The organism is Desulforamulus reducens MI-1, assembly GCF_000016165.1.
Lineage (GTDB): Bacteria > Bacillota > Desulfotomaculia > Desulfotomaculales > Desulfotomaculaceae > Desulfotomaculum > Desulfotomaculum reducens.
Window position 1 is genome coordinate 546,680 of the sequence record NC_009253.1, and the last position, 26,959, is coordinate 573,638.

Here is a 26,959-nt window from a genome sequence, read left to right on the forward strand (position 1 = left end):
CGGACATTTGTTCCTGTCGGCTTTTTTATTTTGTACGGAGCGGGCCTGCTACCGATAAAACCAAAAGGAGGAATGGACAATGGCAGTGGTAAAACAACCCTATTCCTGCAGCATTAAGCTAAGATACCAAAAAGGCGTTAATGCCAGCGGAGATCCTATCTTTGTCAACACTACCTATTCCAAAGCGAAGGTAACAGCCACCGACCAAGACCTCTATGATGTGGCTACTGCTATCAACAGTTTGCAAAACAGCGCCCTGCTGGGTGTATATCGGGCAGATGACAGCGAGTTAATTAACCAATAAGGGGTAAGCTACTGAGTTAATTTGGATGATTTAAGAAGAATAGGAGGTATGCACCATGACCAAAACATTGGAGCTAATCTTCGTCAACGTGGCTGGTGATAAGGTAACCCTGCGTGTTAACGATCCCCGAGATGACTTGCAGGAAGCCGAGGTTAGAACTGTCATGGATACGGTGGTAGCCAAGAACGTTTTCACAAGTACCGGTGGTAGTCTAACCGGCGTTGCCGGTGCTAGACTGGTCACCCGAGATGTGGCAGAACTGAACATTCTTTAGTAGTAACCAGGGAGGGAGGCGGCTGCCTCCCTTTTTGGTCCTATATCGAAGGAGGAAAAGCGATGGAGGAACTTTTTAAACTAGCCTCGAACTACGGTTTCCCAATGGTGGTGGCGGGTTACCTGCTGCTCCGCCTGGAACCCACTATTCGGGACTTGCAAAAAAGCATTAACCTCTTAAGCTTTATCATTGCTCGACAGAGCAATATGGACATGAAAGAGCTTAACGAACTAATCAACAACAGCTAGGGAGTGGGAACTGTGGAAGTTATTAAGAAAGCCAGAGAGGGGCAGTACCTCTCTGCTCACTTCGCAGAAACTGAATTGGCCTGCCGCTGCTGCGGTAAGTTAGTAATCCACCTTGAATTAGTCTATAAACTGGAAGACCTGCGCCGTCTGCTTGATAAGCCCGTACTGGTCAACAGCGGCTACCGCTGCCCGACCAACAACCGTGCCGTGGGTGGGGTTGTTAATTCCTTTCACTCAAAAGGAATGGCAGCAGATATTCGAGTGCCCAGAATGGCAGTAAAGGAAATTGCTCACTTAGCAGAAAAAGTGGGGTTTGGTGGAATAGGGATTTATGCTAGCCAGGTACATGTAGATGTCAGGGACTATCGGACTAGGTGGGAAGGATAGCTATACAAGGTATCAAATGGCATCTGCCTCATGGGGCAGGTGCTTTGTTTTTCCCATTATCTCCAAATAGAATCTAAAAAGATTAAGTTAAAAAGGTAAAGATTATTATTGCCTTCCTAAAGGGAATTACACAAGTTTGCTTGAATAAATATAGTGTTTATCTTGCGAAGTTTGCAAAATAAAGCTTATTTACTCAAATCAATTTTACGTGCATAAACGGTCCATTTTTAAATACAGGGCTTATTGTAACAATAATTGGAGAAAGGGTGAAGAAGAGGCTTGAAAGCATCCGAAACCAAATTACAGGCAATTATTGAAGGCAACAAACAATACATAGTCCCTCTGTTCCAAAGAACCTATAGCTGGGAGAAAAAAGACTGGGAAATGCTCTGGAAGGATATTATGGAACTGCTTGAGGAAGACAACCCCCGCAGTCACTTTATCGGTTCCATCGTAACCATGCCTGCGGCCTCCGTACCCGAAGGAGTACCCAAATACCTTTTAATCGATGGTCAACAGCGTCTAACCACCATATTTATACTCTTGGCAGCACTGCGGGATAAAGCCACGCAATGTAAACAAACTCTATTAGGCGAAGAAATTAACAACACCCTACTGGTAAATCCCTATAAAAGTGGGCTGGATCACTACAAATTACAACCGACCCAGGTAGACCGAGCATCTTTTCATAACATCATAGACGACAATTCCATAAGCTCCGTGGATAAAATTACAGGGGCTTATCAATTTTTTGAGAGAAAGCTAAAACCTGAACACATTGATGCAGAGAAAATAAAAGATATCATTACCGGGAAGCTATCCATTGTTAGCATCGTACTAGACCCGGATGATAACCCTTATCTGGTATTTGAAAGTCTAAACGCCAAAGGGCGCCCCCTTACACAATCGGATTTAATTCGTAACTATTTCTTCATGCGAATCCATGTCAGTGAACAAGAAAAAATATACCACCAATATTGGAAACCGATGGAGGAAGCATTGGGTGAAACCCTTACCGAATTCATCCGGCATTATCTCATGAGAAATGGTGCCAATGTGAAACAAAGTGATGTCTATTTCTCCCTCAAAGAGATAATCAATCGGGAAGATGCCCTCACTTACCTAAAAGTATTGTCTCGCTATGCCGGCTACTATGAAAAATTGTTAAACCCCATGAAAGAAGAAAAGCTAAACCTCCGCAAGGCCCTGCAGCGTATCAATTGCATCGAAGTCAATACCGCCTACCCGTTCCTATTAAACTGCTATGAGGACTATTTCAATCAAGTAATCAGTGCAGATGAATTTTACGAGGTGCTGAAGACCATCGAAAATTTTGCCATCAGAAGGTTTGTCTGTAACGTACCAACAAACACATTAAATAAAATATTTCCTGCCCTTTACAATCAGGTACTAGCTAAGAAAGCCGAATCCTTTGCCAGTGGAGTAAAAGACATTTTGCAAACAAAGGGTTATCCTAAGGATGTGGAATTTACAGCTCGCCTGCAAGATGTTAAGCTCTACGGCAGCGGTGATCGTGCCGTGAAAGCTAAATTAATTTTAGAGACCTTCGAAGAATCTTATCAGCATAAAGAACAAGTACCGCTAGATGATTGTAGCATTGAGCATATCATGCCCCAAACCCTTACAGAGGGCTGGCAAAGCTACCTGGGTGAAGACTGGGAACTCACTCACGAGTTACTCCTGCATACCATTGGTAACCTGACCCTAACCAAATATAATTCCGAGTTGTCTAATCTGGACTATAACAGCAAGAAGCAGCTTCTCCAGGAAAGTCACTTAGAAATCAATAAATTCTTCCAAGATGTAGACACCTGGAAGAAAGAAGACATCAAAAAACGCTCCGAGCACCTGGCAGAGTTAGCACTGCAAATCTGGCCCTACTTTGGTGAAGCCGGAAGTGAGCCAACCAATCAAACTGGCATTACCGGTACAACCCCCACCGGGCTATGGATACTGGGGCAATACTTTACAGTGTCTTCCTGGCGGGACGTTTTAGAGCAGACCCTAAATACCATTGCCGAGCTAGAACCGGAAAAAATGGACTTAATCATGCAACAATTCCCACGGTTTGTAGGACCCGATAAAAACAAGTTCCGTGCCATACGTACCCTGAAAAACGGGACCTTTATAGAAGTGAATTTGTCGGCTAAAAGTATCGAGAGATTCTGTTTTCAAGCACTGCAAGCTGTGGAGTTATCGAATGACGATTGGAAAGTGGAGATAGCTTAATATGACGACCTATTACCATGCCAAATACTTAGCCCACTCATTAAGCCTGCAATCCACCACAGATTCACTGGGAAAACTAACCCACTCAATGGCCAATGCCCGGGTGGATTTAAACCCCCACCAGGTGGATGCCGCTTTATTTGCTCTGCGCTCCCCGCTCTCCAAAGGGGTGATCATGGCCGATGAAGTTGGCCTGGGCAAAACCATAGAAGCAGGTCTGGTTCTATCTCAGCGGTGGGCAGAAAGAAAACGTAAAATACTGCTCATCTTACCGGCTACCCTCAGAAAACAATGGCAGATGGAGCTGGAAGAAAAATTCTTTCTGCCCACGTTAATCCTGGAATCTGCTTCCTATAATTGCTTACGCAAAGAGGGTATTACAAAACCCTTTGAGCGGCAGGATGCCATCATCATTTGTTCTTTCCACTTTGCTGCAGCCCGGGCCGAAGAACTTCGCCAAGTGTCCTGGGATCTGGTAATCATCGATGAAGCCCACCGGCTGCGTAATGTCTATAAAACATCAAACAAAATGGCCCAGTCCATTAAGACAGCGGTCTCCCACGCACCGAAACTATTGCTAACGGCTACACCGCTGCAAAACTCCCTGCTGGAGCTCTATGGGCTGGTTAGCGTCATAGATGATCATGTTTTTGGGGACGTCAAAACCTATCGGGACCAATTTATACACGAATCGGACGAAGAGCAGCGCAACCACAAATTAAGGGAAAGGCTCAAAGCCCTTTGCACCCGAACCCTACGCAAACAAGTACTGGAATATGTTCGCTATACCAAAAGAATTCCCATTACTCAGGAGTTTTTGCCCAGCGATGCTGAACAACGACTCTACGAAGAAGTCTCGGACTACCTACAGCGGCAGATTTTATTGGCACTGCCAGCGGGACAAAGAAGCCTGATGACCTTAGTGCTGCGCAAACTGCTGGCTTCCTCCACCTTTGCCATTGCCGGTGCTCTGCGGAAGCTAATTAACCGACTAGAAGATATGGAAGCGGATGCCGTGATGCCCGACATGTCCGAGGACTTTGAAGGGCTGGATGAATTGGCAGATGAATGGAATGGCGACGCGGAACCCCAAGAACGTATGGATCCCAGTCAAATTCGCCAGGAGCTGGCGATTCTGCGTAGCTATGCGAAATTGGCCGAAAGCATCCAACATAACGCCAAAGGAGAGGCTCTACTGGTAGCTTTGGAACAGGCCCTAGACCAAGCCACCACACTGGGTGCTGCCAACAAAGCCGTCATTTTTACGGAATCCCGCCGTACCCAACAATATTTGCTGGAAATACTATCTGCCAATGGCTACGATGGACAGATTGTACTTTTTAACGGTTCAAACAGCGATCCCCATTCCAAGCGTATCTTTAAGGAATGGCTGCAGCGGCACCAGGGACAGGACATTATTACCGGCTCCCCCACAGCAGATATGCGAGCCGCCCTCATCGAAGAATTTCGGGAGCGGGGTACCATTTTGATTGCCACAGAATCCGCCGCCGAAGGTGTTAACTTGCAATTCTGTTCCCTGGTGGTGAATTATGACCTGCCCTGGAATCCCCAACGCATCGAGCAAAGAATTGGCCGCTGTCACCGTTATGGACAAAAATACGATGTTGTGGTGGTCAATTTTCTCAACAAACGCAACGCAGCGGACCAGCGGGTGTATCAACTGCTGGCAGAAAAATTTAGACTATTCGATGGAGTTTTTGGAGCCAGTGATGAGGTATTGGGAGCCTTAGAATCCGGTGTGGACTTAGAAAAGCGCATTGCCCAGGTTTACCAGGAGTGCCGCACCCAGGAGGAAATAACCCTGGCCTTCGATGCATTGCAAGCAGAATTGGAAGGCAACATCTCCCACCGCTTGGTGGAAACCCGCCAGGCCTTACTGGACAACTTTGATGAGGATGTCCATATGCGCCTGAAAATGCACCAGGATAACACCACCCTGAAACTCTCTGAACACGAAGAAAAATTACTGGCACTGGCTAGGCTGGAGCTGGTGGGACAAGCAGATTTTCTACCCGAAGCACCCCGGTTCTATTATTATGGACCAGACGCACCGAAGGGCCTGTACCACCTGAACTGGAAAGAAGCGGAGAAGTATGGAGATACCTTCTTCCGCCCGGAACACCCTCTGGCTCGAAAAATCATAGAAGGTGCCGCCCAAAGGGAACTTTCCCTGGCCCACCTGGAGCTAAATTACTCGGACTATGGTGCTATCATCAGTTCGGTCCAGTCTCTAAGGGGACAATCCGGTTGGCTGCAGGTAACCAAATTGACGGTGGAAACACTGGAAAAGGAAGAATTTTTAATCTTATCTGGTTGTAACGAGCAAGGTGATGCCATCGATGAAGAAACCTGCCAAAAGCTTCTCAAACTATCGGCCAGTGTAAGAAAGAAAGAGGTTCAGCAAACTTCACCCAATCAACTAGAGTCCCTCAAACAAAAGCTCATTAAAGAACGTCTAAACCTTGTGGAAGCCCGCAACGCCCAATTCTTTGACGAAGAGGTGGCCAAGCTGGACCGCTGGTCCGATGACTTAAAGTATGGACTGGAGCGGGAAATCAAAGAATTGGACAAAGAGTTAAAGGAACTCCGCCGTAAAGCCACCGTGGCCGTTTCCCTGGCAGAAAAGCTGGCTGCACAAAAGGAATTAAAAATACAAGAGAAAAAACGCACCCAAAAACGCCGGCAGCTTTACGATGCCCAGGATGAAATAGACGAGAGAAGAGACGAACTCATTGCCGGTATTGAGCGGCTCATGCTACAAAAACAAAAGGTAGAAGTGCTATTTACCATTAGCTGGACCATTCTATAGAAGCATCAAAGAGAAAGTAGGAAGGAAGAAAGCCATGACCGATTCAGTAAAAATGGATTTGCGATCCCAGGATTTATTGGGTGAGCGAATTCAGCAACTAAAGAAGCTATTTCCCGAAGTATTTGCAGAGGGAAAAATAGATTTTACCCGTTTAAAACAAGCCTTAGGGGAAAACCTGGATACGGAAAGGGAACGCTACGGTTTATCCTGGGCGGGTAAAAGTGAAGCCATTAAAAATATCCAAACCCAAAGCCACGGTACACTGCTGCCTGTGCCGGAGGAATCAGTAAACTTTGATACCACAGAAAACCTCATTATCGAAGGAGATAATCTGGAGGTCCTGAAACTCCTGCAAAAGAGTTACCACGGTAAGGTGAAGATGATTTACATTGATCCCCCGTACAATACGGGTAACGAGTTTATTTATCCTGATAATTTTAAGGAAGGTTTGGAAGATTATCTGCGCTATTCCGGGCAGGTAGATGGGGATGGCATTAAACTAAGTACCAATACCGAGACGGAAGGGAGATTTCATTCTAAGTGGTTAAATATGATGTATCCTCGGCTTTTCTTGGCAAGGAATTTGCTGAGGGAGGATGGGGTTATTTTTGTTTCTATTGATGATAATGAAGTTAAAAACTTAAGAAGTATTATGGATGAAATATTTGGTGAAGAAAACTTTGTTAGCCAATTTATCTGGAATACTGAGGGTCATACAGACAACCAATTTCAAGTTAAGGTAAATCATGAATACATTGTTCTCTACGCTAAGAATCAATTGATTGTTTCACTAGGTTATATAATAGATCCGAATACGAGAGGACAAAGTAACTTGTGGAAAGGATATGCGGAAAACTCTATTACTAAAAACGGAGAAGCCAATCCTCCAAGCGAAGTTCTATTACCTTCTGGGTTCCCCTGTGTTGCTGAAAAAATTGATCTTGATGCAACTGATGTAAGTTCAGAATTTTATAAGGAAGTAAGTGAACTGGGTTATATTTCAAGACAGATAACCCAAAAGTATAACATATCCTATCCAATAAGAAAAAAGCGTATGATTGTGGAGGAAGGTAAACTTGTAGAAGATTGCTTAGTATTCAGTGGATGGGCAAATGTTAATAAATTAAAAGAGTTTATTAAGAATGATTTTAAGCCGTTAGATGATGAAGATGGAAATTTGTTAGAGTTCTACCTTTCAGAGCGAGGTGTAATCTACTATAAAAAGAGTAGGGAAAAGGCCCGTAATATACTTTCTGTTCTAAGGAACATGGGTACGACTGAACAAATGAGGTCAGAATTAGAAAGATTAGGCATTCTTTTTCAATACCCAAAACCAAAAGAACTTTTACAATATCTAATAAAAATAGGGTCAGCAGAGGGAGAAATAGTACTGGACTTTTTTGCCGGCTCTGGAACTACTGCCCATGCAGTACTAGATCTAAATGCTCAAGATAACGGAAATCGCAAATTTATTCTAGTCCAGCTCCCGGAACCAACCAATAAACCAGACTACCCAACCATTGCCGACATCACCAAAGAACGTGTCCTCCGTGTTATATCCAAACTAAACGAAGAAGACCAAAATAAACTAGACTTCGATGGTAAAAAGCAGGACCGTGGCTTTCGAGTCTTTAAACTAACCTCCAGCAACTTTAAAATATGGGACGGTAACGAAGCATCCATCGATCCTGCCCAATTGGAGCAGCAGCTCAATATGTTTACTGACAACCTGGTTTCTGGCCGCACACAATTAGATATTCTCTACGAAATTCTACTGAAAGCAGGCTACCCTTTAACCTCCAAAGTAAATAAAGTAACCGCCGGGGCTCAGGAATTTTATTCAGTTGATGAGGGCTTACTTTTAATCTGCCTGGAGAAAGAAATTCAAAAAGAAACCCTGCAAGCCATGATGGAACTGGAGCCGGTTCAGGTGGTCTGTTTGGATGTGGCTTTCCAGGGCAACGACCAACTGAAAACCAATACCGTACTGGAAATGAAATCCCACAAGATCATCTTCCATACGGTATAAGGGGTGGAGACCATGAAGATAAAATTTGACAGCAACCAGCAGTACCAACTGGATGCCATCCAAGCCATCGTAGATGTGTTCAAGGGACAACCCCGCTCCCAGGGCAAATTTGAAGTGGACCTAATGGGTCTCTCCAGCGGTATGTTTAACGAACTGGGTGTGGGGAATCACCTGACCCCGGATGAAGATACCATCCTGGCGAACCTAAAAGAAATCCAGGAGCAAAACGGCATCCCCCAGGCTGAAGCATTGGACGGCATGAACTTCTCGGTGGAGATGGAGACCGGCACAGGGAAAACCTATGTTTACCTCCGTACCATTCATGAACTTTACGCCCAGTATGGTTTTACCAAGTTTATTATCGTAGTGCCCAGTGTGGCCATTCGGGAAGGGGTACTCAAGAACCTGTCCATTACCAAAGAGCATTTTCAGGGCATTTATGGCAATCAACCCTTTGACTACTGGGTGTATGATTCCAAAAGGGTATCGTCCTTGCGTCAGTTTGCCAGTTCAAATCAACTACAAATATTGGTTATCAATATCGATGCCTTCAATAAAAAAGAAAATAACGTCATCCATAAAGAAAACGACCGACTGTCTGGCCGCAAACCCATTGAATTCATCCAGGCCACCCAGCCCATTGTCATCGTGGATGAACCACAAAACATGGAAAGCACCCAGGCCAAAGAGGCCATCCAAAGCCTCAACCCCCTTTGTACCCTGCGCTACTCGGCCACCCATCGGCATATATACAACTTGCTTTACCGTCTGGACCCAGTGAAGGCCTACGATATGAAGCTGGTGAAACGCATTGAGGTGGATTCGGTACTGGAGGAAGATAACTTCAACCAGCCCTACATCCGGGTGGAATCCATCAAGGCCACCAAAACCAAGATCACTGCCAAACTAACCATCGACTGCAAGCAGGCCGATGGCGTTAAGCGGACCAGTGTCTCCATCAGCAAGAATGGCACAGATCTGTACGAACTCTCAGGTAACCGGGAACTTTACCAGGGCTACATTGTAGACCATATCGATGCAGGTAGTCAGTATATCGCCTTTACCAACGGAGTGGTTTTAAATACCGGCCAACAAATGGGCGGTTATAACGACGATATTATGAAGGTGCAAATTCGGGAAACGGTCAAGGAACACCTGGAGAAAGAACTCCACATTTACAGGAATCTGCCCGAGGGAAAACGCTTAAAGGTGCTATCCCTGTTTTTCATTGACAAAGTGGCCAATTATGACGATGCCGAAGGCAAAATCCGCCTGTGGTTTGAGGAAGTGTATCAGGAATTAGCCTTTAAACCCCGCTATCGAGAACTAAACTTACCACCTGTGGAGGCAGTCCATAGTGGTTACTTCGCCCAAAGTAAGGGCAAGGCCAAAGATACCAGCGGGAAAACCAAAGCAGATGACGAAGCCTACCAGTTGATCATGAAGGATAAGGAAAGGTTACTCTCCCTGGAGGAACCGGTCCGGTTTATCTTCAGCCACTCGGCCCTACGGGAAGGTTGGGACAACCCCAACGTATTCCAAATCTGTACCTTAAACGAAACCAAATCCGAGATGAAGAAGCGACAAGAAATCGGCCGGGGCTTGCGATTACCTGTAGATCAAACCGGTCACCGGGTCTTTGATACCACCATGAACCGTCTCACCGTCGTCGCCAACGAAAGCTACGAAGACTTTGCCCGTTCCCTGCAGACTGAAATCGAAGAGGAATGTGGTGTGCAGTTTGAAGGTCGCATTGATAATAAAAGACAACGCCGTACAGCTAACCTGAAAAAGGGCTGGCGCATGGACGAAAACTTCCTGGCTCTCTGGGATCGCATTAAGTATAAAACCAGGTATTCGGTAAAGTACCAAACAGGTCATCTGATAGCCCAGGCTGCCCAGGCCATTAAGAAAATGCCCGCTATCGAAAGCCCCAAAATCATGGCCCAAAAACGGGGGCTAGAGATTACCAGCAAAGGCTTGGAAACTCGTATGTTATCGGTCCAAGAAACCAAAGTCGGCTACTCCGGCCTGCCGGTACCGGATTTACTTAGTTACATCCAGCGGGAAACCGAACTTACCCGCAGCACCATCGCTCAAATCCTAATCAATTCGGAAAGGCTGGCAGACGTAGCAGTAAACCCCCAACGCTTTCTGGAGGAAGCCACCAAAGCCATTAAGGAAACCCTGCACAGCATCATGATCGACGGTATCCAATACGAACGCATTGACGGCGCAGAATATGAGATGCTTCTCTTTGCAGACCCCAAGCATGAAATTCGCGGCTATGTCAATCGGATGCTGGAAGTAAAGGGTTCCATTTACGATGCCATCGAATTCGATTCCGAAGTGGAAAAGGAATTTGCCCAGAATTTAGACGCGCGACAGGATATCAAACTCTTCATTAAACTCCCACGCTGGTTTACAGTGGAAACGCCCCTGGGCACCTATAACCCAGACTGGGCCATCGTCAAGCAGGCCGTAGGAGAAGACGAGAAACTTTACCTAGTTAGCGAAACCAAATCTACGAAGGACTTGTCTAAGCTACGAGACAGTGAACGGGATAAAATTGAGTGTGGTAAGAGGCACTTCAGTGCACTGCCGGAGGTTCAGTTTAAGCATGTGAAAGATGCTTCGGAGGTGTAAGGGAAAGTCAAAGCCAATTATTGGCCGTCCATTAGGGACGGCTATTTTTTTATAATGTGATAAGAGGCAGTGATAGGAGATAATAGCTAATATTTCAAGAGGAATGTAGAGTTGTGATAAGAACTACTGCACCTTTGATAGTTCGAAGATGTCATTATATATGCTAAAAATTTGCAAAATATTTAGTGATAGGCAGGAAAAATATTCCTAACATAGAATAATACCACGGAATGTAATAATCTAATACCATAAATAAATTGCCTAAAGGGAGGGATAGGATGAACGAGAGCAGCAAGCTAGAAAATTTATTTGTTGAAATCACAAATAAATGTGCACTCAAATGCAGACATTGTTCTTCTGAAGCCTCCCCGAGTGGTCAAGAACATATTTCAATAAACCAGTTAGTGGCCTTAATAGATCAAGCATATCAAATGGGTTTAAAAAGTTTTACCATTTCTGGTGGAGAGCCATTTTTACACCCAGACATTAAAGAGTTACTCAAATATTTAAAGAAGAAAGACATATCAACTTGTATTTATACCAGCGGAGTTATACAAGAAGGAAATGATTTAATTCCATTTCCGGACAGATTAGTAGATTTTCTTAGAAATGGTCTAGTCCATAATCTAATTTTTAGTATTCAAGGAGCAGATTCGCTTACTCACGATAATATAACCGGTATCAGTGGTAGTCAAATAATAACACTGGAATCAATAGCTAAAGTTAAGAAAAATCTACTACCATTTGAAATTCACTTTGTACCAATGAAGTTAAACTATTTGGAGATACCACAGGTTATTAATTTGGCAGAGCAGCTAGGAGCTAACCAAGTAAGCTTGTTAAGGCTGGTTCCTCAAGGAAGATGCCTGGACTCCAAAGAATATTTGTTGTTAGACCGTAAAACTGCCGAAGAATTTGAATCTTATGTGAAAGAATTAACGGCTCAACCCCAGGGGATTAGTATTAGACTGGGGACACCATTCAATTGTGTCACAGAATCCGAAAAAGTCTGCAGTGCATCTTTAAACAAGCTTTTAATTTCCGCTAGTGGTGAAGTATTTCCATGTGAAGCATTCAAGTTCTTAAAGGGTTTAAGAAATAACATTCATAATACAGAGTTAAGAATGATCTGGAAAAATGATATTTTATTAAATCACCTAAGAAATATATCATTAAAGGATATCAAGGTTTGTGGAGATTGTCCTTCTATTGAGAGCTGCAGAGGTGGGTGCCCTGGTCAGAGGATGCTATATAATGGAGATATAGCAGAAGGGCCAGAACCGTATTGTAAATATATTTTAGCGACCTGATGAGTGGTTTAAACAAACTACTCATTTTTTATAAGCGGGAGGGAAATAAAAGGGTGTTAATACATGATAAAATTTTAATAGAAAACATAATTAACAATATCGATATATTAGAATTCCTCCATAATGACACTAAAGAACGGTTAGAAACAATAAATGAAAAGTTAGCAGAACAAATAAAATCTAATCAAAAAGCGCAAGAAGAGGCTAGTTTTACCGGAAAAAATGTGGTAGATATGATTGTGCCAGTATGGGGCTATATGCTTCAAGATTCGATAAACTTTTTGAAATATAGTGATTATAGGGAGTTTTCTCATTGGCGACCACGGAATAGGTCTAACGTTAGGGATATGATTAATGAAATTGCTTTTGGTATAGAAAAACTATGTAAGTATTTTATTCAATTCACAGAGTTTGAAGCAGTTTTATATGGCATAGATGCAAATTATCGGGATCATGTAGTACATGTGTTTAGGGTTTGGCTACTTGGTATGTTATTTTTGCTGGAAAAGAAACCAACAGACTGTGGGGCTGATGGCATTACCTTTAATATAAGGCAACTGGAGATAGATAGTCCAGTTAAGGTTAAGGGTGTTAGTGCTTACAATGACAATGAGATATTATCCATGTGGGTTATTATTGCGTTATGTCATGATCTGGGGTACCCACTTGAGAAAACAGAAAAGATTAATGAAGCAGTAGAAAAGATGTTTAATTTACTGGGTAAGCTGAGTGTTCAAAAATTTGCTGTATCGTTTCAACAAGAACATCAGCATATTAATAAGTTTTTATTAGAGTTTATAAGCTCAAAGATTGTCCTTAGAGGAAACGCCAGTGAAGATAAAAGATATAAACAATTACTAGAAATTTTATCGAATACTGAAAAGTTTACACAAATGACAGAAGATAAATTTAAAGAGGATGAGGGACTAAATCTAAAATGCTTTGGGACAAGTATTCAGTCCAAGTATTATCTTAAGTTTTCCAAATCATTAGAAAACTATAGCCACGGAATAATTAGTTGTTCCATTATACTTAAATCGTTATTTTACTTTCTAGAATCGGATTTTAATATCCAGGATAAAAACTATTTTTCCTTTGAAGATGCCAGACAGTTTTTAATCAGGAGAGAAATATTAAGAGCGATAGCATCTCACACTTGCCCAGAGATTTACCATCTGCGAACTAATACCCTATCATTTTTGCTAATTTTGTGTGATGAAATGCAAGAGTGGGGTAGGCCAAGATTCGGGGAGATGAAAACTGGTTTTGTAAACACTGGCATTGAGAAAATTGAAATTAAATCTTATTCCAGTGAGAAAATTGAATTTGCTATAAAGTATGTTGGAACTGGTAACTTTGAAAATTTTGCCATTCGGCAATTCACACGGTGGCATGAGATATTAAGAAGTGCAGTAGATGATTCCATTCGAAACTTCAAAGTGGAAATAACCTTTGACTTTAACGGAGAAAAGTATAAATTCAATCATGAAATGGGTGGCTTTGTAGTTACAAAGGGACTAGAGTTATATAATTTAGATGAAATATTAACTCCTAAATCTTTGAAAAAGTGAGGTACTACATGGAGGATTCTACTTTTTGGTACTTATATAAGTCCGAAGCATCAGGAATTGTCTACCCACTAGAATTTGGAATTAAAAAGTTAAAGGTTTCAGATCTATGTTATGAACCTGATGTTGTATGGTCTTGGTGTGAAAAGGGATGTAAAAATTTTAATAATGCAGGGGGGTGCCCCCCTGCATCACCATTACTTAAGACGTTGTATTCTGATAGTGATACAGTATGGTTGATCTACTGTCTCTTTTGGTCTAAATATAAACATGAGAAGGTGGCAAAATCCAATAATAGTGCAATCCATTGGAAATTTCAAGATGCCATTTTGGCCAGATTATTAGTCAATGTGGGATATGCGTTAAGAACAAAATTTGAGGGTAATTTTTTAAGCACTGGCTATTGTATGGGTTGCCCCGGCAAAAAATGTAATTATAAGCTGGGTCATAAATTTTGCCGTAATCCACAGAAAAGGACATACTCTATGGAGGCAACTGGTATCAATGTAGTTGAGACATTAAAAAAGACCACAGGAATTGAAATGTTCTGGTATAAGAAGGGTCAAACGGATATTCCATATATGTTAAAATGCATAGCCTATTTTCCAAGCATAAACTCAAACCTAACAAAGGATAAATTGGTTGGTATATTAAACAGCATGAAAAGCTGCCATTACGAGATTGGTTCTAGTGAATATTTACATTTTTTAGATAGTTTGAAATGAGACGCTGGAATACCTACATTAGAGTAAGGTTTTTTCTTTTTGGTCTGACACACGGTAACGACATCATTTAATTAAAGACACCTATTTGCTAATCTGCTCCCGGTAATGCCAAATTTATGATTCTTATTGAATGATCTTTCTAAGGGCTCTGTGCGGTCAGACAACAGGGCTCTTTTGTTTTGGTGTATTACGGAACAAGGCTGTAGCCCTGCTAGCCGCCTTTGCTTACGGGTCGGGCCTCCGCCCATTGGCTGCGTTCCGCTCCGCTATCGTTCTCTCCGCCGGGCCAGCGGGCTTTACTCTGGGGTAATCCTTTTGGGGTCCAGCCTGCTAGCCCCGCTCCGTTCACTGCCGCTCCACTCCACTACGCCAAAGTGCTCCGGCCTGCCGGGGCATTTCTTTTGGGTCCTAAGCCGCACACTGGCGGGAATTCCTTAGGGGTAAGATTCTGGGTCATGAATTCCCACCAGAGTGCTTGCCGTGCTTTGGGGTCTCGGCCTCCGCTCACGCACTCCGTTTTGCTCCGCTGCACTCCTTGCGTCAGCTTCGGCCTATCCGGGGTCATCCTGTGGGGTCATGGGCCGCACCTTGCCAGCGGCCCGCTTGGTGGTAATGTCCGGGGGCCTGTCCCGCTGGCAAAGTGCTTGCAGTGCTTACGGGTCCGGTCACCTGCGGCAGCATGCCTTCTGCTATTGGGTCAAGGCTTTGGGGTCAGGCACCCTGCCTTTCCCTGGGGTCAAGCCTTCGTGCCAGCCTCTGCTGGCAGGACTTTCGGGTCGGCACAAAGGCTTCCTGCTGCAGCATCACCTAGCCGTTGCCCTTGTGTGGAACGCTGCTCCCCCATGCTGGCCGCTGTCAGCGGTTTTACCCAGTCCAAACGCTAGTCCACCGCTGAAGCTCCCTGCATTAGGCCGGCGGCTGCCGGCCATTGAAATGTCCCTCTTTGGGTAATCTTCTGGGGTCGGGACATGGTGCAAGTCAACCCTTTGGGGTCCTTCATCGGAAAACCCACCCCCTATCCCCCTCCCGTTGGAGGGGGCATCGGTCATCTCCCGCTTTTTCCATGATACTGCGCCTTTGCCGCTGCTTCCTGCGCCATACCTCAGTGGTCACTGTGGATTTTTCCGCTCCGATGGGTTTTGGCGGCGAGCAGGCCGCCAAAACCAGAGCTAGTGTAGTACCAGGTGCAGCGGCAATGCCGGGGCTATCAAGGGCCGCTCTGAAAATTTTTATTAACCGAATGAGAGCGGGCCTTTGGGGTCCGGTTAATAAAAATTTTCTCCACTTTCCGGCTGCCGCCTCCACCCTTGACAGCCCCGGCACCGGCTCCGTCCTGTTGCAAGAAAAACGGGAGGTTATCAAGTATGTTGAGAAAAGTGCTGTCCAAAGTAGAAGAAGGTCGTTTTGCCCGCGCCCTGGTGGGCCTGCAGCAAGGCTGGCAGTTTGAAGTCAGGCACCGGGTGTTCGTCCAGCGTGGGGTTGAAGTCTCCGGCTACGTCAAATATGCAGGCAAGAAGTACGGCGTCACCCTCCAGCCCAATGGCTGCTTTTGCAGCTGCGAGGATGCCCTGGTGAGAAAGGTGCTGTGTAAGCACATCGCCTTCGTAGCGATGGCCGAGCTGGCCTACTACGCCGCCGAGCGCAGCGCCCACCGCCAGCCGGAGGAGGTACGGCCCACCTAGCAAGGTGGGCTTTGCCCCCCTGCGGGGGCTGCTCTTGCTGCTCCCGCTGCTGGGGGAGCGGCTGCGGAAGGGCAGTTTGGACGTTGCTATTCCTGGGGGGGCAGTTGCCCCCAGGGTACAGAGCGGAAGGAAGCAGTAGCTTCCTTCTGGCCTGTGATGGACCCGAGGAATTGGATTAGGACCTGTGCCAAAACATCCGTGTACGGAAATGTCCGAAAAAATTGCAAAGATACTATTGGAAAACATGGATAATATATGGTATCATAAATCGAGTGGACGGAGATGGACGGAATTTGGAGGTGATAAAGAGTGAAGGCTACGCTGGTGGCAAAATTGATCGAAGCACATTGTTCGGGTCAGGAGGCCAAATTTGAACAGGCTTTGATGGAATTAGCTAACGATGAGGAAAAGAAGGGGAATGTTTCGGTTGCCCAGTCAATCAGAAATGCCTACCGGCCGAGCAAAAACAGTCAAACTGTTGGTGGTACCCAGGATCATACCATAGCACCCTCTGGGTTAAAAAGCTCAGGGTTTACCATTCAAGGGGGGCAGTTTAATAGTGTCCCCAGGGACAGAGAAAGTTTGTTTGAACTCTATGATCTGGTGAATCCAGCTGTTCGTTTAGAGGATATCATCCTACCGGAAAAGCAAAAAGAGATTTTGACCCAAATTCTTGGCGAACAGAAAAATGCCGAGGTTTTGCTAAGGAAGGGACTCACCCCGGTTAATAGAGTTCTTTTATGCGGCCCACCGGGTTGTGGAAAAACCATGACAGCAATGGCGATGGCACAGGCGTTAGGGATTTCAATGGCCTATGTCCGTTTGGATGGTCTTGTATCTTCCTATCTGGGCCAGACCAGCACCAATCTTAGGAAGGTTTTTGATTCGGTAAAAAACCAACGTGTGGTGTTGTTCTTGGATGAATTTGATGCCATTGCTAAAAAGCGTGACGACGCCCATGAGTTAGGCGAACTAAAAAGGGTGGTGACCACCCTGCTGCAAAACTTTGATAATATGCCCAACAATGTTTTTCTAATAGCGGCTACCAACCATCATCATTTGCTGGACCCAGCCATCTGGAGGCGTTTCAATGTGGTGATTATGTTGGAACTGCCGGACTTGCTTCAACGTAAACGGTTGTTTACCAAATGGTTGTCCGATTATCCTGTGGCAAAGCAGTTTGATTATGCTTTGGTTAGTAAGGTTGCCGAAGGACTAAACGGGTCGCAAATTCAAGAAATTGTCAGGGCAACTGCTAAATATGTGTTGGTGAACTATCCAGGCGAAGTGATTGAAACGGAGCATTTACTAGATACTTTGATAAGACAGGTCACCCTCTATTCAAAGGAAAACAACGAGGAATTTTGGAGCTATATCCGGCAGTTGAATAAAAAGGGAGTTTCACTTAGAGTCCTGGAACGGGCTTTGGGTGTTCCAAAATCCACTATAAGAGATCGAATAAAGGAAGGTGATTTAGATGGATGATGACAAACAACGTCCACACCTCTGGATACCCGAGGAAGAAGTAGATCGACTGAATAATGAACCACAAGGGCGGAATAAACCACGGGATGTTACCCACGGAGAGCACGGGAAGAAGTTGTCCAGAGCCTTAGAAGCCATTGTTGCTTACTACAAGGAAATGCCTCAGGGGGCACTGCCTGAGGATTTAGTCGTTTTTAAAGTGTTGCTGCCTGAATCAGAAAAACTTGACAACAAGCAGCGCAGGAAATTCTTGGAGGATAATGGATTAACGGTTAACGCTGTAAAGGATCGGCGTAATGCAGTGGTGTCCACCACCCCTCATTTGTTTCAACGCTTACGCAACCGGATTGAAAACTACAGAGAAAGAGGCAAATTCACCGATTTTCAGTACATTGATGGTTTCGAACCCTTTACCGTTAGTGATAAGCAAGCCAGTGGTATTCGCAGGTTGTTTTTACAAGGAGATAAGCCCCCAGAGAAGGTAGATATACAACTGATGCTTATGCCCAATCTGACGTCTGGCAAATATGAAAGTGCTATGTCCAAAATGAGGGGTTCCATTGAACAAGTGTGTGGGGAATATGTTGAGGACTTTATTTTATCTGATGGAACTCCTGTAGTGCGAACCATTATACCTTCAATGGCCATTGAGTGGATTTCCCAGGATGATTCAGTGTACCGGGTAGAGGAGACTAAGTTTTTCACGGCTGTTGAGGGCGAAGAAACAGACACGTTTCTTCCAATGTCTCTGGAACTTAATCCGGAGATTGCCCTCGACGCATTACCAGTGGTTGTGATTTTGGATACGGGGATTCAGCTTCCTGAACCACTGAATCAATTGGTGTTTACCCGCTGGGTTGCTGATGGCGTAACACCAGGGGATAACCCGCATGGAACAGCGGTGGCGAGTCGGGCCATCTTTGGTACCGATTTAGCTAATCAACTAATCGAAAATGATGTGCTAACCCCCAGGGTTCGGGTGCTGGATGCAGTTGTATTGGATGGTGAGGTATCTGATATTGCGTATATGAAAAGGGTACGCAAGGCCGTAGAACAGTTATCGGGTATCTCCAAGATTTTCAATATCTCAGCCAATATTAAGGAGTCTCCCATTGAAGGGGATGAAATAAGTATTACTGGGTATGAGCTGGACAACCTTATGCGGTTGCACGATGTGCAATTCCTTATTTCCAGTGGTAACCATAAGGTTTGGCCAACAGCGGATAGTCTTGAAGAAGTGCTAGATGATGACGACACCAGAATTTCTGCTCCAGCTGATTCTATGTTAGGCATTACAGTGGGCGCCATTGCTGGTCGGGAACATCCCTTAAGTTTATCGAAGGTGAATGAGATAGCCCCCTTTAGTCGCAGAGGACCTGGCTTTGCTGGATTTACAAAGCCTGATCTGGTTTCCTACGGCGGAAATGCTTATTATGATGCTGAAGGTAAAAAATTCGTTAATGATCGCCGGGCTTTGGTGTTAATACCTAACGGTGAGACTCGGTTTGTAGGTGGTACAAGTTTCGCTGCACCTGTGGTTGCGGGTGACCTTGCGGTCATTGCGTCACAAATTCCCGGTGGGGATATCTTGATGGCGAAGGCACTGCTTTATCACGGAGCAGCTCCCCTATGGGATGATGATGGGTTGCAAATAGAAGACCTCGAATTTATTGCCAATCTCTATGGCAGAGGCCTATCAGACCCAGATAGAAGTTTGTTTTCTTCTCCTTCCCGTGTGACCTTTGTTCGTGCAGGTGAATTGGACCGCTTGACCAAAGAGCATGTACGTTTCCATATGCCCTCGGTTTTAGCAGCTAAACCAGGTAGAAACACCGCTAGAGTCACCGTAACTTGTGTATCAAAGCCACCTATCTACAGGGATAAGGGTCAAGAATATCTTGGGGCCTTTATTTCAGCCTCCTTGCATAAGGTTGGTAATGGTGAGAAACTTCCTTCTGTAAATCCCAAAGGTGGCTTTGGCAGGCGCAATTGGGATGTTTGCCACCATTTTTGGAACAACTTCTCCAAGTTCAATGCGGGTGATTGGCAGGTTTGGTTAGAGCTGAGGACCCGCTGGGATGTAACAAACGATGTGAAGATACCCTATGCAATGGCCATAACCATTGAGGATCTGTCCGGGGATATCGACATTTATAACGAGATTTTAAATGAAACCCGTGGAAGATTCATGCCGATGACTTCTATTCATATTCCAGTTCGGTAGATACTGGCTAATCATTCAGTTAGTATGCACGCAGATACTTTAAGAGAGGGGTTTTTTACTTGAACGGCTGTAAAAAGAAAAAATGCCGTGTGCTAGACGGCATTCTTGAGATTTGCAGCGAACAACTAAACTGTGGTGCTTGTGTTAGCAACACCCCAGTTCGTAAGAGAAACTCTTAGAGTGTTCACCTTTAAAACTTCAGAGATAGTATTCAACAAAGAATTATGAAATCCTGCCCTCGACTATAAAGCCAGTTTTTTCATTATTATTTGAAGCTTCGGTTTATTCCGGGGCTTTTTTGTTTTTCGCCAGTATAAAGTGTGGTGGATGTCTAAAGTGAGGAAGGGTCTGCTAGACTTTTAGAGTCCTAAAAGAATATAATATTTTTGAGGGGGTGTTGGTATGGATAAAAATATTACTATGCCAGCTCAGGTGGCTGAGGCGATACAGGAATTTTCTGACAGGGTAAAGTCTCAACTGCAGGACAATCTTATTGAAATTCGCCTATATGGCTCAACAGCCCGGGGAATGTATACCCCCGATTCGGATATCGATATTTTAGTTGTAGTGAAAGATAAATCGAATAAAGTCTGGCATGCTATCCATGATATTGCCTTCGATGTTGGCTTTGAGCGGGATCTATTGCTTTCGGTGATTGTTGATTCTGAAGAAGAGCAACGCTATCCCCTTTTCCAAGAAACCCTTTTCTATAAAAATCTCCAAAAGGAAGGAATTGTCCTATGAGTTTTGAACTGGCTTTATGGAGAATTGAAAAGGCTGATACCACCTTTGAAGAGGGAGAAATATCCTTCGAAAATCACTTTTACGAAGGTGCTATAAACAGATTTTATTATGCTTCATTTCATGCAGTGAGGTCTTTGTTAGCTACAAAAGGCCTAGACTCACCAAAGCATAAAGGTGTCATATCCTTATTTAACCGGGAATTTGTCAAACCTGGGTTGATGAGTATACAATCCAGTAAAACAATTAGAAGGTTATTTGACATGAGAGCGGTTGCTGATTACAGAGACTTTGCAACTTTTACCGAAGAACAGGTTCGTGAGGCAAGGGACGATGTTAGGGCTTTAATTGACGAGGCAATTAGCTTTTTACAAAAGGAAATGCAAAAAGGCAAAATGGAAGGCACCGAATAGCTGCTAAAGTTTTTTATGTAATAGAGTTTTACCGAGGTGTGATATGCCCAGAGTTAAATGTAAGTGTTACTTGCTGGCCGATGGTAAGGTTATTAGAGTTGGTGTTAGATTGGAAAAAAAGTTTCCGAAGATGGCCAATTCGAAAGCTATTTTAATCTCTGCCTTTGGACTTGATGATGGGTTATCAAGACTTGACTTTGATTGGGCCTACTTTGATCAGAGCGGGGCCTATGATTTTACCTATCACCATCAGGAAGCGTCGCAAAGAATTGATGAAGTTATGTTTGGTAAACGTAAGGCAACCGGTAAAGTTATACAGTTGCCCGTTAGGGTAAAAAAGCCGAACTTATCACCAGAGGAAAAAGCCTTGCTGTTAGAGAGGTTAGTGAAGGACTATGGGAACGAGCAACTGGATACGATCAAGATACTGCTGAACCAACGGCCTACTAAATAATATGGAGAATCCTCCCGGTGCCCTTCCACTTTTGCGGCTTGCAAAAGTGGAAGAACACCGGCTGTATTTAATAAATAGCTCTTAATTATCCCTTCCCCATCCATAATAGTCTCTCTGTGCTGCCGTTATATCGTCATGCATTTCTTCTGTGACTAATACCATGTTATCTGGACTATCCGCACCGCCTTCAGATAACGGGATTATGTGATGAACCTCGTAACCTTCTGGTGTTTGTTCATACCCATACTTATTAAGGAAAGACCTTACAGCTGCGTCACTTCTTGGGGGATCTTCTATATGAGTCGTATCTTCAACGCAACCGATATCAATTAACTGATCAAATGCTTCATCACTGGCCATACCATTCTCTACACCTTCGATTTCATCTACAGATACCTCGGGCAATAAACCCTCTCCAGGTTCATAATCTAGTTCTACAGTTAAACCATCAGGGTCAGCTGGCATTGCGATAAGATTATCAATACTAATGGGCTCCTGAGCAAAATCTGCAGCCTCAGCATCCTGTACAGAAAATAAATGTGGTGTATTGATGGGGTTTGACCAATCAGATACTATGTGTGTAATGTGTGGGACGTCCTTGCTATCCGCCATCTGCTCTATGCCTATATCAGAGGCATCACCCCCTGGCAGTTCTGCCTCTTCTTGAAAACCATCGATATCATCTGTAGGAAGATCAAGAACATCAAGAGCACCTAGAGCAAGTCCCCCAACAGCTAAAGTCTTTGTTATCTGAGTAGCACCATCAATCGCTTTATCAAGTCCAACCTGTACGTCACCACCATTTAAGGCCGCACTGCCAGATTCGACTAGTCCTTTTATGGTTTTTCCGCCAGCTTCGAACGTTAGCATTATACCGGACCCAATTTTTTCTGTAGTTTCTGTTACTGCGTCCTTGATTTTACAAAATCCGTCATCTCTCGTGAAATCATCACCTTGAACTACTCCTTTTACCACATCCATTGAACCATCGGCGACTTCAACGACTTTATGAAGAGTATTATTTGTTACGTCTATTACTGAAGTTCCCACTTCTCTAACAGCCCCGGTTAGTTTGTTTTCTCTAGTGGCTTCTTCAATAAAGTCCACGGCCTCATTTACTACTTTTTTAGTTGTATCTGATATCCCGCTTAGAATATTCTTCGCTGTAGACTCAAACATTTATTGCCCCCCCTTCCTCAGAAGCTAACTCTGATCCCAGGGAATTTCTTCGAAAAAATGCTTCATCTCCCAAGATTTCCGTACTTTATCGCGAAGCTCAACCTCATTATATGTTTCAATAATAACTTTAAGATCCAAAAGATGTTCTTCATATTTATTAATGATTGTATCTACGAGAGAAAGGAAGGCTGTCTTTGTTTCATCCCAGAACTTTACCACTTCATTACTGTAATTCTCCAGAACCTTTTCTTTTGTTAACGCTTCTTTTACCTGCTTAGCAAGCCTTGTCTTCCAGCTCTCACCAAAGAATGCCTGAATTAGTACATAAGCTGTAGCTGCAAGGGCTAAGCCAATGGTAATAGGGCCACCAAGTGCTGCTACTGCTGATGCTGCGGCGGCAGTACCCCCTACTGAAACGCCCATTGCAGACAGTACACTGACGCCTTTTGCAACAAGAATATATCCTCCAAGATTGCCCATTGAGGCCGCCATAACCGAAAGGCCTCCCAACACTGTTGCACCTGCCAAGCCTCCAGCCATTGCTCCCTTAAAGTCAAAAGGAATATCTACTTGACCCATAGGAAGTTTATTAAACTCATTGCTAGTTTTTTCTATATCTGCAAAGAGCTTTTTAGATTCTCTTGCAAAAACTTCGGAACTCCTACTTACAATGTTTTGCAATTCAACAAAGTAGAGATCAGTAATATTAGATGCCAGATACTGCTGTGCCTGCTTTTTGGTGTATTTCTTATCTTCTATGATTTTTTCGATGGTTTTTACAGTTATATTTTTTTCTTCCCACGTTTTTAGTTTTTGACAATCTTCCTTTTTTAGATATTCTATGAGATCTATGATTTTCTCCCTGCCGTCCTGAATTTGTGCATACAGCCTGGGCTTTCCCTGTAGCTTCTTTTCATATATTTTTTTTGTAGTCTCCCTTTCATTTAAAGCCAATTGGAATTTTTTTGTTTCATCTGCAAAAAGTTCACCGGTATTGTTAATAAATTCCTGAATTGCATTATTAAGAAGTTTGTTTCTTAAGACGGGTAATACTTCTTCTAACAAACGTTTTAATTCAGCTACAAAATCTTTTCTAAGATTAGTACTTTCTATAGAGTAGGAGAAAAATCTGTTTTTTAGTTGACTAAGGAATTCTGGTTTTGAAATTTTAAATACCGAACGAATAACACCTTCGTTTAGTTGGTTATCAAGGGCAGTATACCCTCTTCTAAATAAATTCTCTACTTGACTTTCACCTACTATATGGGCTTGTGAAGCGACAATCATAAGATTTGAGAGTACTGGTAGGTTAGTTGATAAATTCACTGGAGGTAAGCACTGGATAACGTTCTTAAGGAAAATAAGGTCGTTTTCGTGATTTAAGAAACCGTTACTCTGACAAAGGAATACCACAACATCAGCCTTTTCCCTTGCTCTTTGGGCCTGGGCGGTATCTCTGTGATTATCTGTTCCAAAGCCCGGAAGATCGACAATGTCACAGGCCTTAAGAATTTCGGATTCGAGATAAACGACTGCAGAATCTACCTGTTTATACAGGTTTTCGGTGTGACGGTTACAGTATTTGGTTAGTATCTCTAAGCCACCGCTGAAAACCTTGTACTGATTACAGTAATCTGGATCGTAGTATCTCCGGAAATCCCATCCTTTTTCTTCACTTTCTGCTTTAAACACCCATACATCATCTGACCCCATCCACTTGGGCTTGTCCTCGATATGCTTAAGATAAACCGTAGCTGCCGTTGTTGGAGTCCACTGGGCAAGCAGGACGTCTAGGCCGGTTAATATATTAATTAAACGGCTTTTGCCAGCGTCAGAGGGGCCTAGAAAAGCCACTAGGGGCTTTGAGCCATATATATTAATAATGTCATAGAGTTCGTCTATTTTAGTTAAAGCAGTACCATAATTGTTTTCATCATAATTAAATTTTTCTATCCGGGGCTGTACATGTAGGTCTAACATTTTCTTTTTAAGTTTAATTTCTTTATAAACATCACCAATTTCAAGTGGGCCTGGGTTATTTAGCTTGAAGTTTAATACTCCATCGGGCGTGTCCCCAACTGCATTACAAAACTTAAGTAGGAAGTCTAGTCCAACAGAAATATTTCCGTTTTCAATTTTTGAGATGTAGTCCTGCGTTACACCAAGCCAACTGGCCAGTTCTGCCTGAGTAATTTTCAATTTATTTTCGCGGTAACCCTTCAAATCAAAGTCATCAGACATATACTTTCCCCTCCTTGATATGCTGTTTTATCCTTACTAATTAAACATTATATGCCATATTGGCATATTTGCAATAAAATTTGTGCGACAATTTATGATTAGATGTGACATAAAGTACTAGACGGTTTGACAGAATTAATATATTTTAAAGAATAATTAACGTAATAATTAAATTAACAGATGACTTTGCAATATGATAATTAACGTAAAAAAATTCAGTGTCCTTTTAACTTCGCAACTGCAAAGAAAGGACACTGATAAATTATAAAAAAGTATTAATGATAGTATCGAGAAACAAAAGGCAAACAAAAAGGTGCCTAATCGTAGCCATAACCTGCGGACACCGATATAAAGCTGTAAACCTTTGTGGACGGAAACCTTGATTTTGCTGGATTTCTAAGACAACCATGTGATTGGAAAACACTCTTTTCAAGACTTAAAATCCTGCGGTTTCACGACCGTGCCGGTTCGACCCCGGCTCCGGGCACCATATTAGTATTTGCAAGGGTTCCAGACGTTTAAGGACGTTCTGGAATTTTTGTTTTTTAGCATAAATCCTGTGTGTCTTAAAATAGCTCTTCAACACACAGGACTTGTTCCCTCCGTGGTGTTGTAAACACTAAGGAGGTTTTTTATTATGGCAAGAAAACAGACAAAAGTTAAAGAAGTTGTTGAGATGTCCACGACATGGGAAGAAGCACTACAGGGCTTTCTGTTTTGGAAACAGGCACAGGGGAAAAGCACAACAACAATTAATGATTATCGGTAGCATATACAAAGATTTTTTAATCGTTACCCTGGAAGTTGGCAATCTCCACAATTAAAGCAATGTCTAATGGAATATTTATCGGATAACATTAAGCCAGTAACCTATAACCTGAGATTAATTTACCTTAGCCTGAATCCGTAAAGTAATTTTCTGTCTAACCCCATAATTTATAGGGAAATGAAGGACCTACATTGGCTTGTTATGCCAAGGCAAGAGTGATTTTGACCACATTGAACCCTTTCGAGAAGATAATTTCTTTGCAATCTCGTTAAACATCAAAGAGACACCGTCAAGCCCAACCCTTCGCCAACGATTAGATATGGTTGCTAAAGATAAGCAATGGAATAATATCCTGTTGGAAGAATCTGCGGGGCTAATCAAAAAAACAAATGCACCTCTAACCCCAGTGTACCTGGGTCAAGAAAATAGAGCTTATCTTCCACTAGATATTGATGTGTCTCCCTTTGATAACTCCAACACCAAAAAAGAAGGGGTCTCCCGCACCTACAAAGGCACCGATGGTTACGCTCCCATCTTTGCATATCTAGCAAAGGAAGGTTATTGCGTAAATACTGAGCTACGCCAAGGGAGTGAACATTGCCAAAAGAACACCTCAGAATTCGTTGCTGAAAGCATTCGCTATGCCCGAAAAATTACCCAGTTGCCTTTGCTTTTAAGGATGGACTCAGGCAATGACAGCGCTAGTAATATTGAAATTTGCTTAAATGATGATACTAAGGCTGATTTCATTATTAAGCGAAACCTTCGCAAAGAAACCCCTGAAGGGTGGCTACTATTGGCAAAGAACAATAAAGATATTTACTGCCAGGAACGTGAAGGTAAAAAAGTCTACTATGGTTCCATGATGAAATACAAAAAGGAGCTGAAAAGAGAAATCAGGGTAGTTTACAAAATTACCGAAAGAACCTTTGGTAAAGATGGCCAGATATTTCTCGTACCCCAGGTGGAGGCAGAAACCTATTGGACCTCATTGCCAGACCCTCCACATGTAATCGAAAGACTATACCACGAACATGGCACCAGTGAGCAGTTTCACAGCGAACTTAAGACAGACCTGGATTTAGAAAGACTGCCCTCTGGCAAATTTGACACTAACAACCTAATACTACATTTTGGAGTAGTGGCCTACAATCTGTTGCGCATGATAGGACAATCAACAACTGTAGATTAGCAATTTAA

The 26,959-nt window shown here is 43.4% G+C and carries 23 protein-coding genes and 1 pseudogene; 19 read left to right on the forward strand and 5 right to left on the reverse strand.

The annotated features are described in order from the left end of the window. Positions 1–79 precede the first annotated feature (79 nt). The 11 genes from DRED_RS02770 (at position 80) to DRED_RS17735 (ending at position 14,571) form a co-directional block, all read left to right on the forward strand. The gene (locus tag DRED_RS02770) at positions 80–304 is read left to right on the forward strand and encodes a DUF1659 domain-containing protein (protein WP_011876891.1); all 225 of its coding nucleotides are present in this window, start codon (positions 80–82) and stop codon (positions 302–304) included. Positions 305–359: 55 nt separating this feature from the next. Next, on the forward strand, positions 360–578 hold the full coding sequence (locus DRED_RS02775) for a DUF2922 domain-containing protein (RefSeq protein WP_011876892.1): 219 nt from the start codon (positions 360–362) through the stop codon (positions 576–578). A gap of 62 nt (positions 579–640) precedes the next feature. Next, the gene (locus DRED_RS02780; RefSeq protein WP_041274404.1) at positions 641–826 is read left to right on the forward strand and encodes a YvrJ family protein; all 186 of its coding nucleotides are present in this window, start codon (positions 641–643) and stop codon (positions 824–826) included. A gap of 12 nt (positions 827–838) precedes the next feature. After that, entirely contained in the window at positions 839–1,213 is a 375-nt protein-coding gene (locus DRED_RS02785) for a YcbK family protein (RefSeq protein ID WP_011876893.1), read from the forward strand. 279 nt (positions 1,214–1,492) lie between these two features. Next, positions 1,493–3,463, forward strand: a complete 1,971-nt coding sequence (locus tag DRED_RS02790) for a DUF262 domain-containing protein (RefSeq protein ID WP_011876894.1) — start codon at positions 1,493–1,495, stop codon at positions 3,461–3,463. 1 nt (position 3,464) lies between these two features. After that, positions 3,465–6,293, forward strand: coding sequence for an SNF2-related protein (locus tag DRED_RS02795; RefSeq protein WP_011876895.1), 2,829 nt, complete (start codon positions 3,465–3,467; stop codon positions 6,291–6,293). A 34-nt stretch (positions 6,294–6,327) separates the two neighbouring features. Next, a complete protein-coding gene (locus tag DRED_RS02800; RefSeq protein WP_011876896.1) occupies positions 6,328–8,322 on the forward strand; it encodes a site-specific DNA-methyltransferase in 1,995 nt (664 codons plus the stop codon). A 12-nt stretch (positions 8,323–8,334) separates the two neighbouring features. Then, positions 8,335–10,968 carry a restriction endonuclease gene (locus DRED_RS02805; RefSeq protein WP_011876897.1) on the forward strand — a complete coding sequence of 878 codons (2,634 nt, stop codon included), beginning with the start codon at positions 8,335–8,337 and terminating at the stop codon, positions 10,966–10,968. A 278-nt stretch (positions 10,969–11,246) separates the two neighbouring features. Further along, on the forward strand, positions 11,247–12,278 hold the full coding sequence (locus tag DRED_RS02810) for a radical SAM/SPASM domain-containing protein (protein WP_011876898.1): 1,032 nt from the start codon (positions 11,247–11,249) through the stop codon (positions 12,276–12,278). Between the two features lie 53 nt (positions 12,279–12,331). After that, complete coding sequence (locus tag DRED_RS02815; RefSeq protein ID WP_011876899.1) at positions 12,332–13,849, forward strand: hypothetical protein; 1,518 nt, start codon at positions 12,332–12,334, stop codon at positions 13,847–13,849. Positions 13,850–13,857: 8 nt separating this feature from the next. Next, positions 13,858–14,571 carry a DUF2284 domain-containing protein gene (locus tag DRED_RS17735; RefSeq protein ID WP_049755838.1) on the forward strand — a complete coding sequence of 238 codons (714 nt, stop codon included), beginning with the start codon at positions 13,858–13,860 and terminating at the stop codon, positions 14,569–14,571. A 211-nt stretch (positions 14,572–14,782) separates the two neighbouring features. On the opposite strand, the gene DRED_RS18510 is transcribed toward DRED_RS17735, so the two are convergent. The 3 genes from DRED_RS18510 to DRED_RS02825 form a co-directional block, all read right to left on the reverse strand. Further along, entirely contained in the window at positions 14,783–14,920 is a 138-nt protein-coding gene (locus DRED_RS18510; RefSeq protein WP_156779567.1) for a hypothetical protein, read from the reverse strand. A 387-nt stretch (positions 14,921–15,307) separates the two neighbouring features. After that, positions 15,308–15,448 (reverse strand): hypothetical protein, encoded by a 141-nt coding sequence (locus DRED_RS18515; protein WP_156779568.1) that lies wholly within the window; start codon positions 15,446–15,448, stop codon positions 15,308–15,310. Positions 15,449–15,567: 119 nt separating this feature from the next. Further along, positions 15,568–15,894, reverse strand: coding sequence for a hypothetical protein (locus tag DRED_RS02825; RefSeq protein WP_041274405.1), 327 nt, complete (start codon positions 15,892–15,894; stop codon positions 15,568–15,570). A gap of 41 nt (positions 15,895–15,935) precedes the next feature. Here DRED_RS02825 and DRED_RS02830 point away from each other — a divergent pair, with 41 nt between their 5' ends. The 6 genes from DRED_RS02830 to DRED_RS02855 all read left to right on the forward strand — a co-directional run bounded on the left by DRED_RS02830 (position 15,936) and on the right by DRED_RS02855 (position 21,570). After that, the gene (locus DRED_RS02830; protein WP_041274406.1) at positions 15,936–16,253 is read left to right on the forward strand and encodes an SWIM zinc finger family protein; all 318 of its coding nucleotides are present in this window, start codon (positions 15,936–15,938) and stop codon (positions 16,251–16,253) included. A gap of 309 nt (positions 16,254–16,562) precedes the next feature. After that, entirely contained in the window at positions 16,563–17,738 is a 1,176-nt protein-coding gene (locus tag DRED_RS02835; RefSeq protein ID WP_011876904.1) for an AAA family ATPase, read from the forward strand. Further along, a complete protein-coding gene (locus DRED_RS02840) occupies positions 17,731–19,962 on the forward strand; it encodes a S8 family peptidase (RefSeq protein ID WP_011876905.1) in 2,232 nt (743 codons plus the stop codon). The genes DRED_RS02835 and DRED_RS02840 overlap by 8 nt, the downstream gene beginning before the upstream one ends. A gap of 402 nt (positions 19,963–20,364) precedes the next feature. Beyond that, entirely contained in the window at positions 20,365–20,706 is a 342-nt protein-coding gene (locus tag DRED_RS02845; protein ID WP_011876906.1) for a nucleotidyltransferase domain-containing protein, read from the forward strand. After that, on the forward strand, positions 20,703–21,116 hold the full coding sequence (locus DRED_RS02850; RefSeq protein ID WP_011876907.1) for a HEPN domain-containing protein: 414 nt from the start codon (positions 20,703–20,705) through the stop codon (positions 21,114–21,116). Before DRED_RS02845 ends, DRED_RS02850 begins: the two co-directional genes overlap by 4 nt. 43 nt (positions 21,117–21,159) lie before the next feature. After that, positions 21,160–21,570, forward strand: coding sequence for a hypothetical protein (locus tag DRED_RS02855; protein ID WP_011876908.1), 411 nt, complete (start codon positions 21,160–21,162; stop codon positions 21,568–21,570). 81 nt (positions 21,571–21,651) lie between these two features. On the opposite strand, the gene DRED_RS02860 is transcribed toward DRED_RS02855, so the two are convergent. Together DRED_RS02860 and DRED_RS02865 are read right to left on the reverse strand one after the other, a co-directional pair. After that, positions 21,652–22,749: an HNH endonuclease signature motif containing protein gene (locus tag DRED_RS02860; protein WP_011876909.1), complete on the reverse strand. Its 1,098-nt coding sequence runs from the start codon at positions 22,747–22,749 to the stop codon at positions 21,652–21,654. 24 nt (positions 22,750–22,773) lie between these two features. After that, positions 22,774–24,990 carry a dynamin family protein gene (locus DRED_RS02865; protein WP_011876910.1) on the reverse strand — a complete coding sequence of 739 codons (2,217 nt, stop codon included), beginning with the start codon at positions 24,988–24,990 and terminating at the stop codon, positions 22,774–22,776. A 637-nt stretch (positions 24,991–25,627) separates the two neighbouring features. Here DRED_RS02865 and DRED_RS19475 point away from each other — a divergent pair. Both DRED_RS19475 and DRED_RS02870 read left to right on the forward strand, forming a co-directional pair. Further along, complete coding sequence (locus DRED_RS19475) at positions 25,628–25,759, forward strand: hypothetical protein (protein ID WP_274376903.1); 132 nt, start codon at positions 25,628–25,630, stop codon at positions 25,757–25,759. 187 nt (positions 25,760–25,946) lie between these two features. After that, positions 25,947–26,942: pseudogene (locus DRED_RS02870) on the forward strand (IS1380-like element ISDre4 family transposase); the annotation flags it as partial. Positions 26,943–26,959 lie beyond the last annotated feature (17 nt).

What these genes read in the sequence shown, in the direction of transcription:
- DRED_RS02800 (WP_011876896.1), top strand. Translation starts at nt 6,328, where the DNA reads ATGACCGATTCAGTAAAAATGGATTTGCGATCCCAGGATTTATTGGGT.
- DRED_RS02770 (WP_011876891.1), top strand. Translation starts at nt 80, where the DNA reads ATGGCAGTGGTAAAACAACCCTATTCCTGCAGCATTAAGCTAAGATAC.
- DRED_RS02810 (WP_011876898.1), top strand. Translation starts at nt 11,247, where the DNA reads ATGAACGAGAGCAGCAAGCTAGAAAATTTATTTGTTGAAATCACAAAT.
- DRED_RS02855 (WP_011876908.1), top strand. Translation starts at nt 21,160, where the DNA reads ATGCCCAGAGTTAAATGTAAGTGTTACTTGCTGGCCGATGGTAAGGTT.
- DRED_RS02865 (WP_011876910.1), bottom strand. Translation starts at nt 24,990, where the DNA reads ATGTCTGATGACTTTGATTTGAAGGGTTACCGCGAAAATAAATTGAAA.
- DRED_RS02775 (WP_011876892.1), top strand. Translation starts at nt 360, where the DNA reads ATGACCAAAACATTGGAGCTAATCTTCGTCAACGTGGCTGGTGATAAG.
- DRED_RS02845 (WP_011876906.1), top strand. Translation starts at nt 20,365, where the DNA reads ATGGATAAAAATATTACTATGCCAGCTCAGGTGGCTGAGGCGATACAG.
- DRED_RS02840 (WP_011876905.1), top strand. Translation starts at nt 17,731, where the DNA reads ATGGATGATGACAAACAACGTCCACACCTCTGGATACCCGAGGAAGAA.
- DRED_RS02850 (WP_011876907.1), top strand. Translation starts at nt 20,703, where the DNA reads ATGAGTTTTGAACTGGCTTTATGGAGAATTGAAAAGGCTGATACCACC.
- DRED_RS17735 (WP_049755838.1), top strand. Translation starts at nt 13,858, where the DNA reads ATGGAGGATTCTACTTTTTGGTACTTATATAAGTCCGAAGCATCAGGA.
- DRED_RS02805 (WP_011876897.1), top strand. Translation starts at nt 8,335, where the DNA reads ATGAAGATAAAATTTGACAGCAACCAGCAGTACCAACTGGATGCCATC.
- DRED_RS02860 (WP_011876909.1), bottom strand. Translation starts at nt 22,749, where the DNA reads ATGTTTGAGTCTACAGCGAAGAATATTCTAAGCGGGATATCAGATACA.
- DRED_RS02780 (WP_041274404.1), top strand. Translation starts at nt 641, where the DNA reads ATGGAGGAACTTTTTAAACTAGCCTCGAACTACGGTTTCCCAATGGTG.
- DRED_RS02795 (WP_011876895.1), top strand. Translation starts at nt 3,465, where the DNA reads ATGACGACCTATTACCATGCCAAATACTTAGCCCACTCATTAAGCCTG.
- DRED_RS19475 (WP_274376903.1), top strand. Translation starts at nt 25,628, where the DNA reads ATGGCAAGAAAACAGACAAAAGTTAAAGAAGTTGTTGAGATGTCCACG.
- DRED_RS02830 (WP_041274406.1), top strand. Translation starts at nt 15,936, where the DNA reads ATGTTGAGAAAAGTGCTGTCCAAAGTAGAAGAAGGTCGTTTTGCCCGC.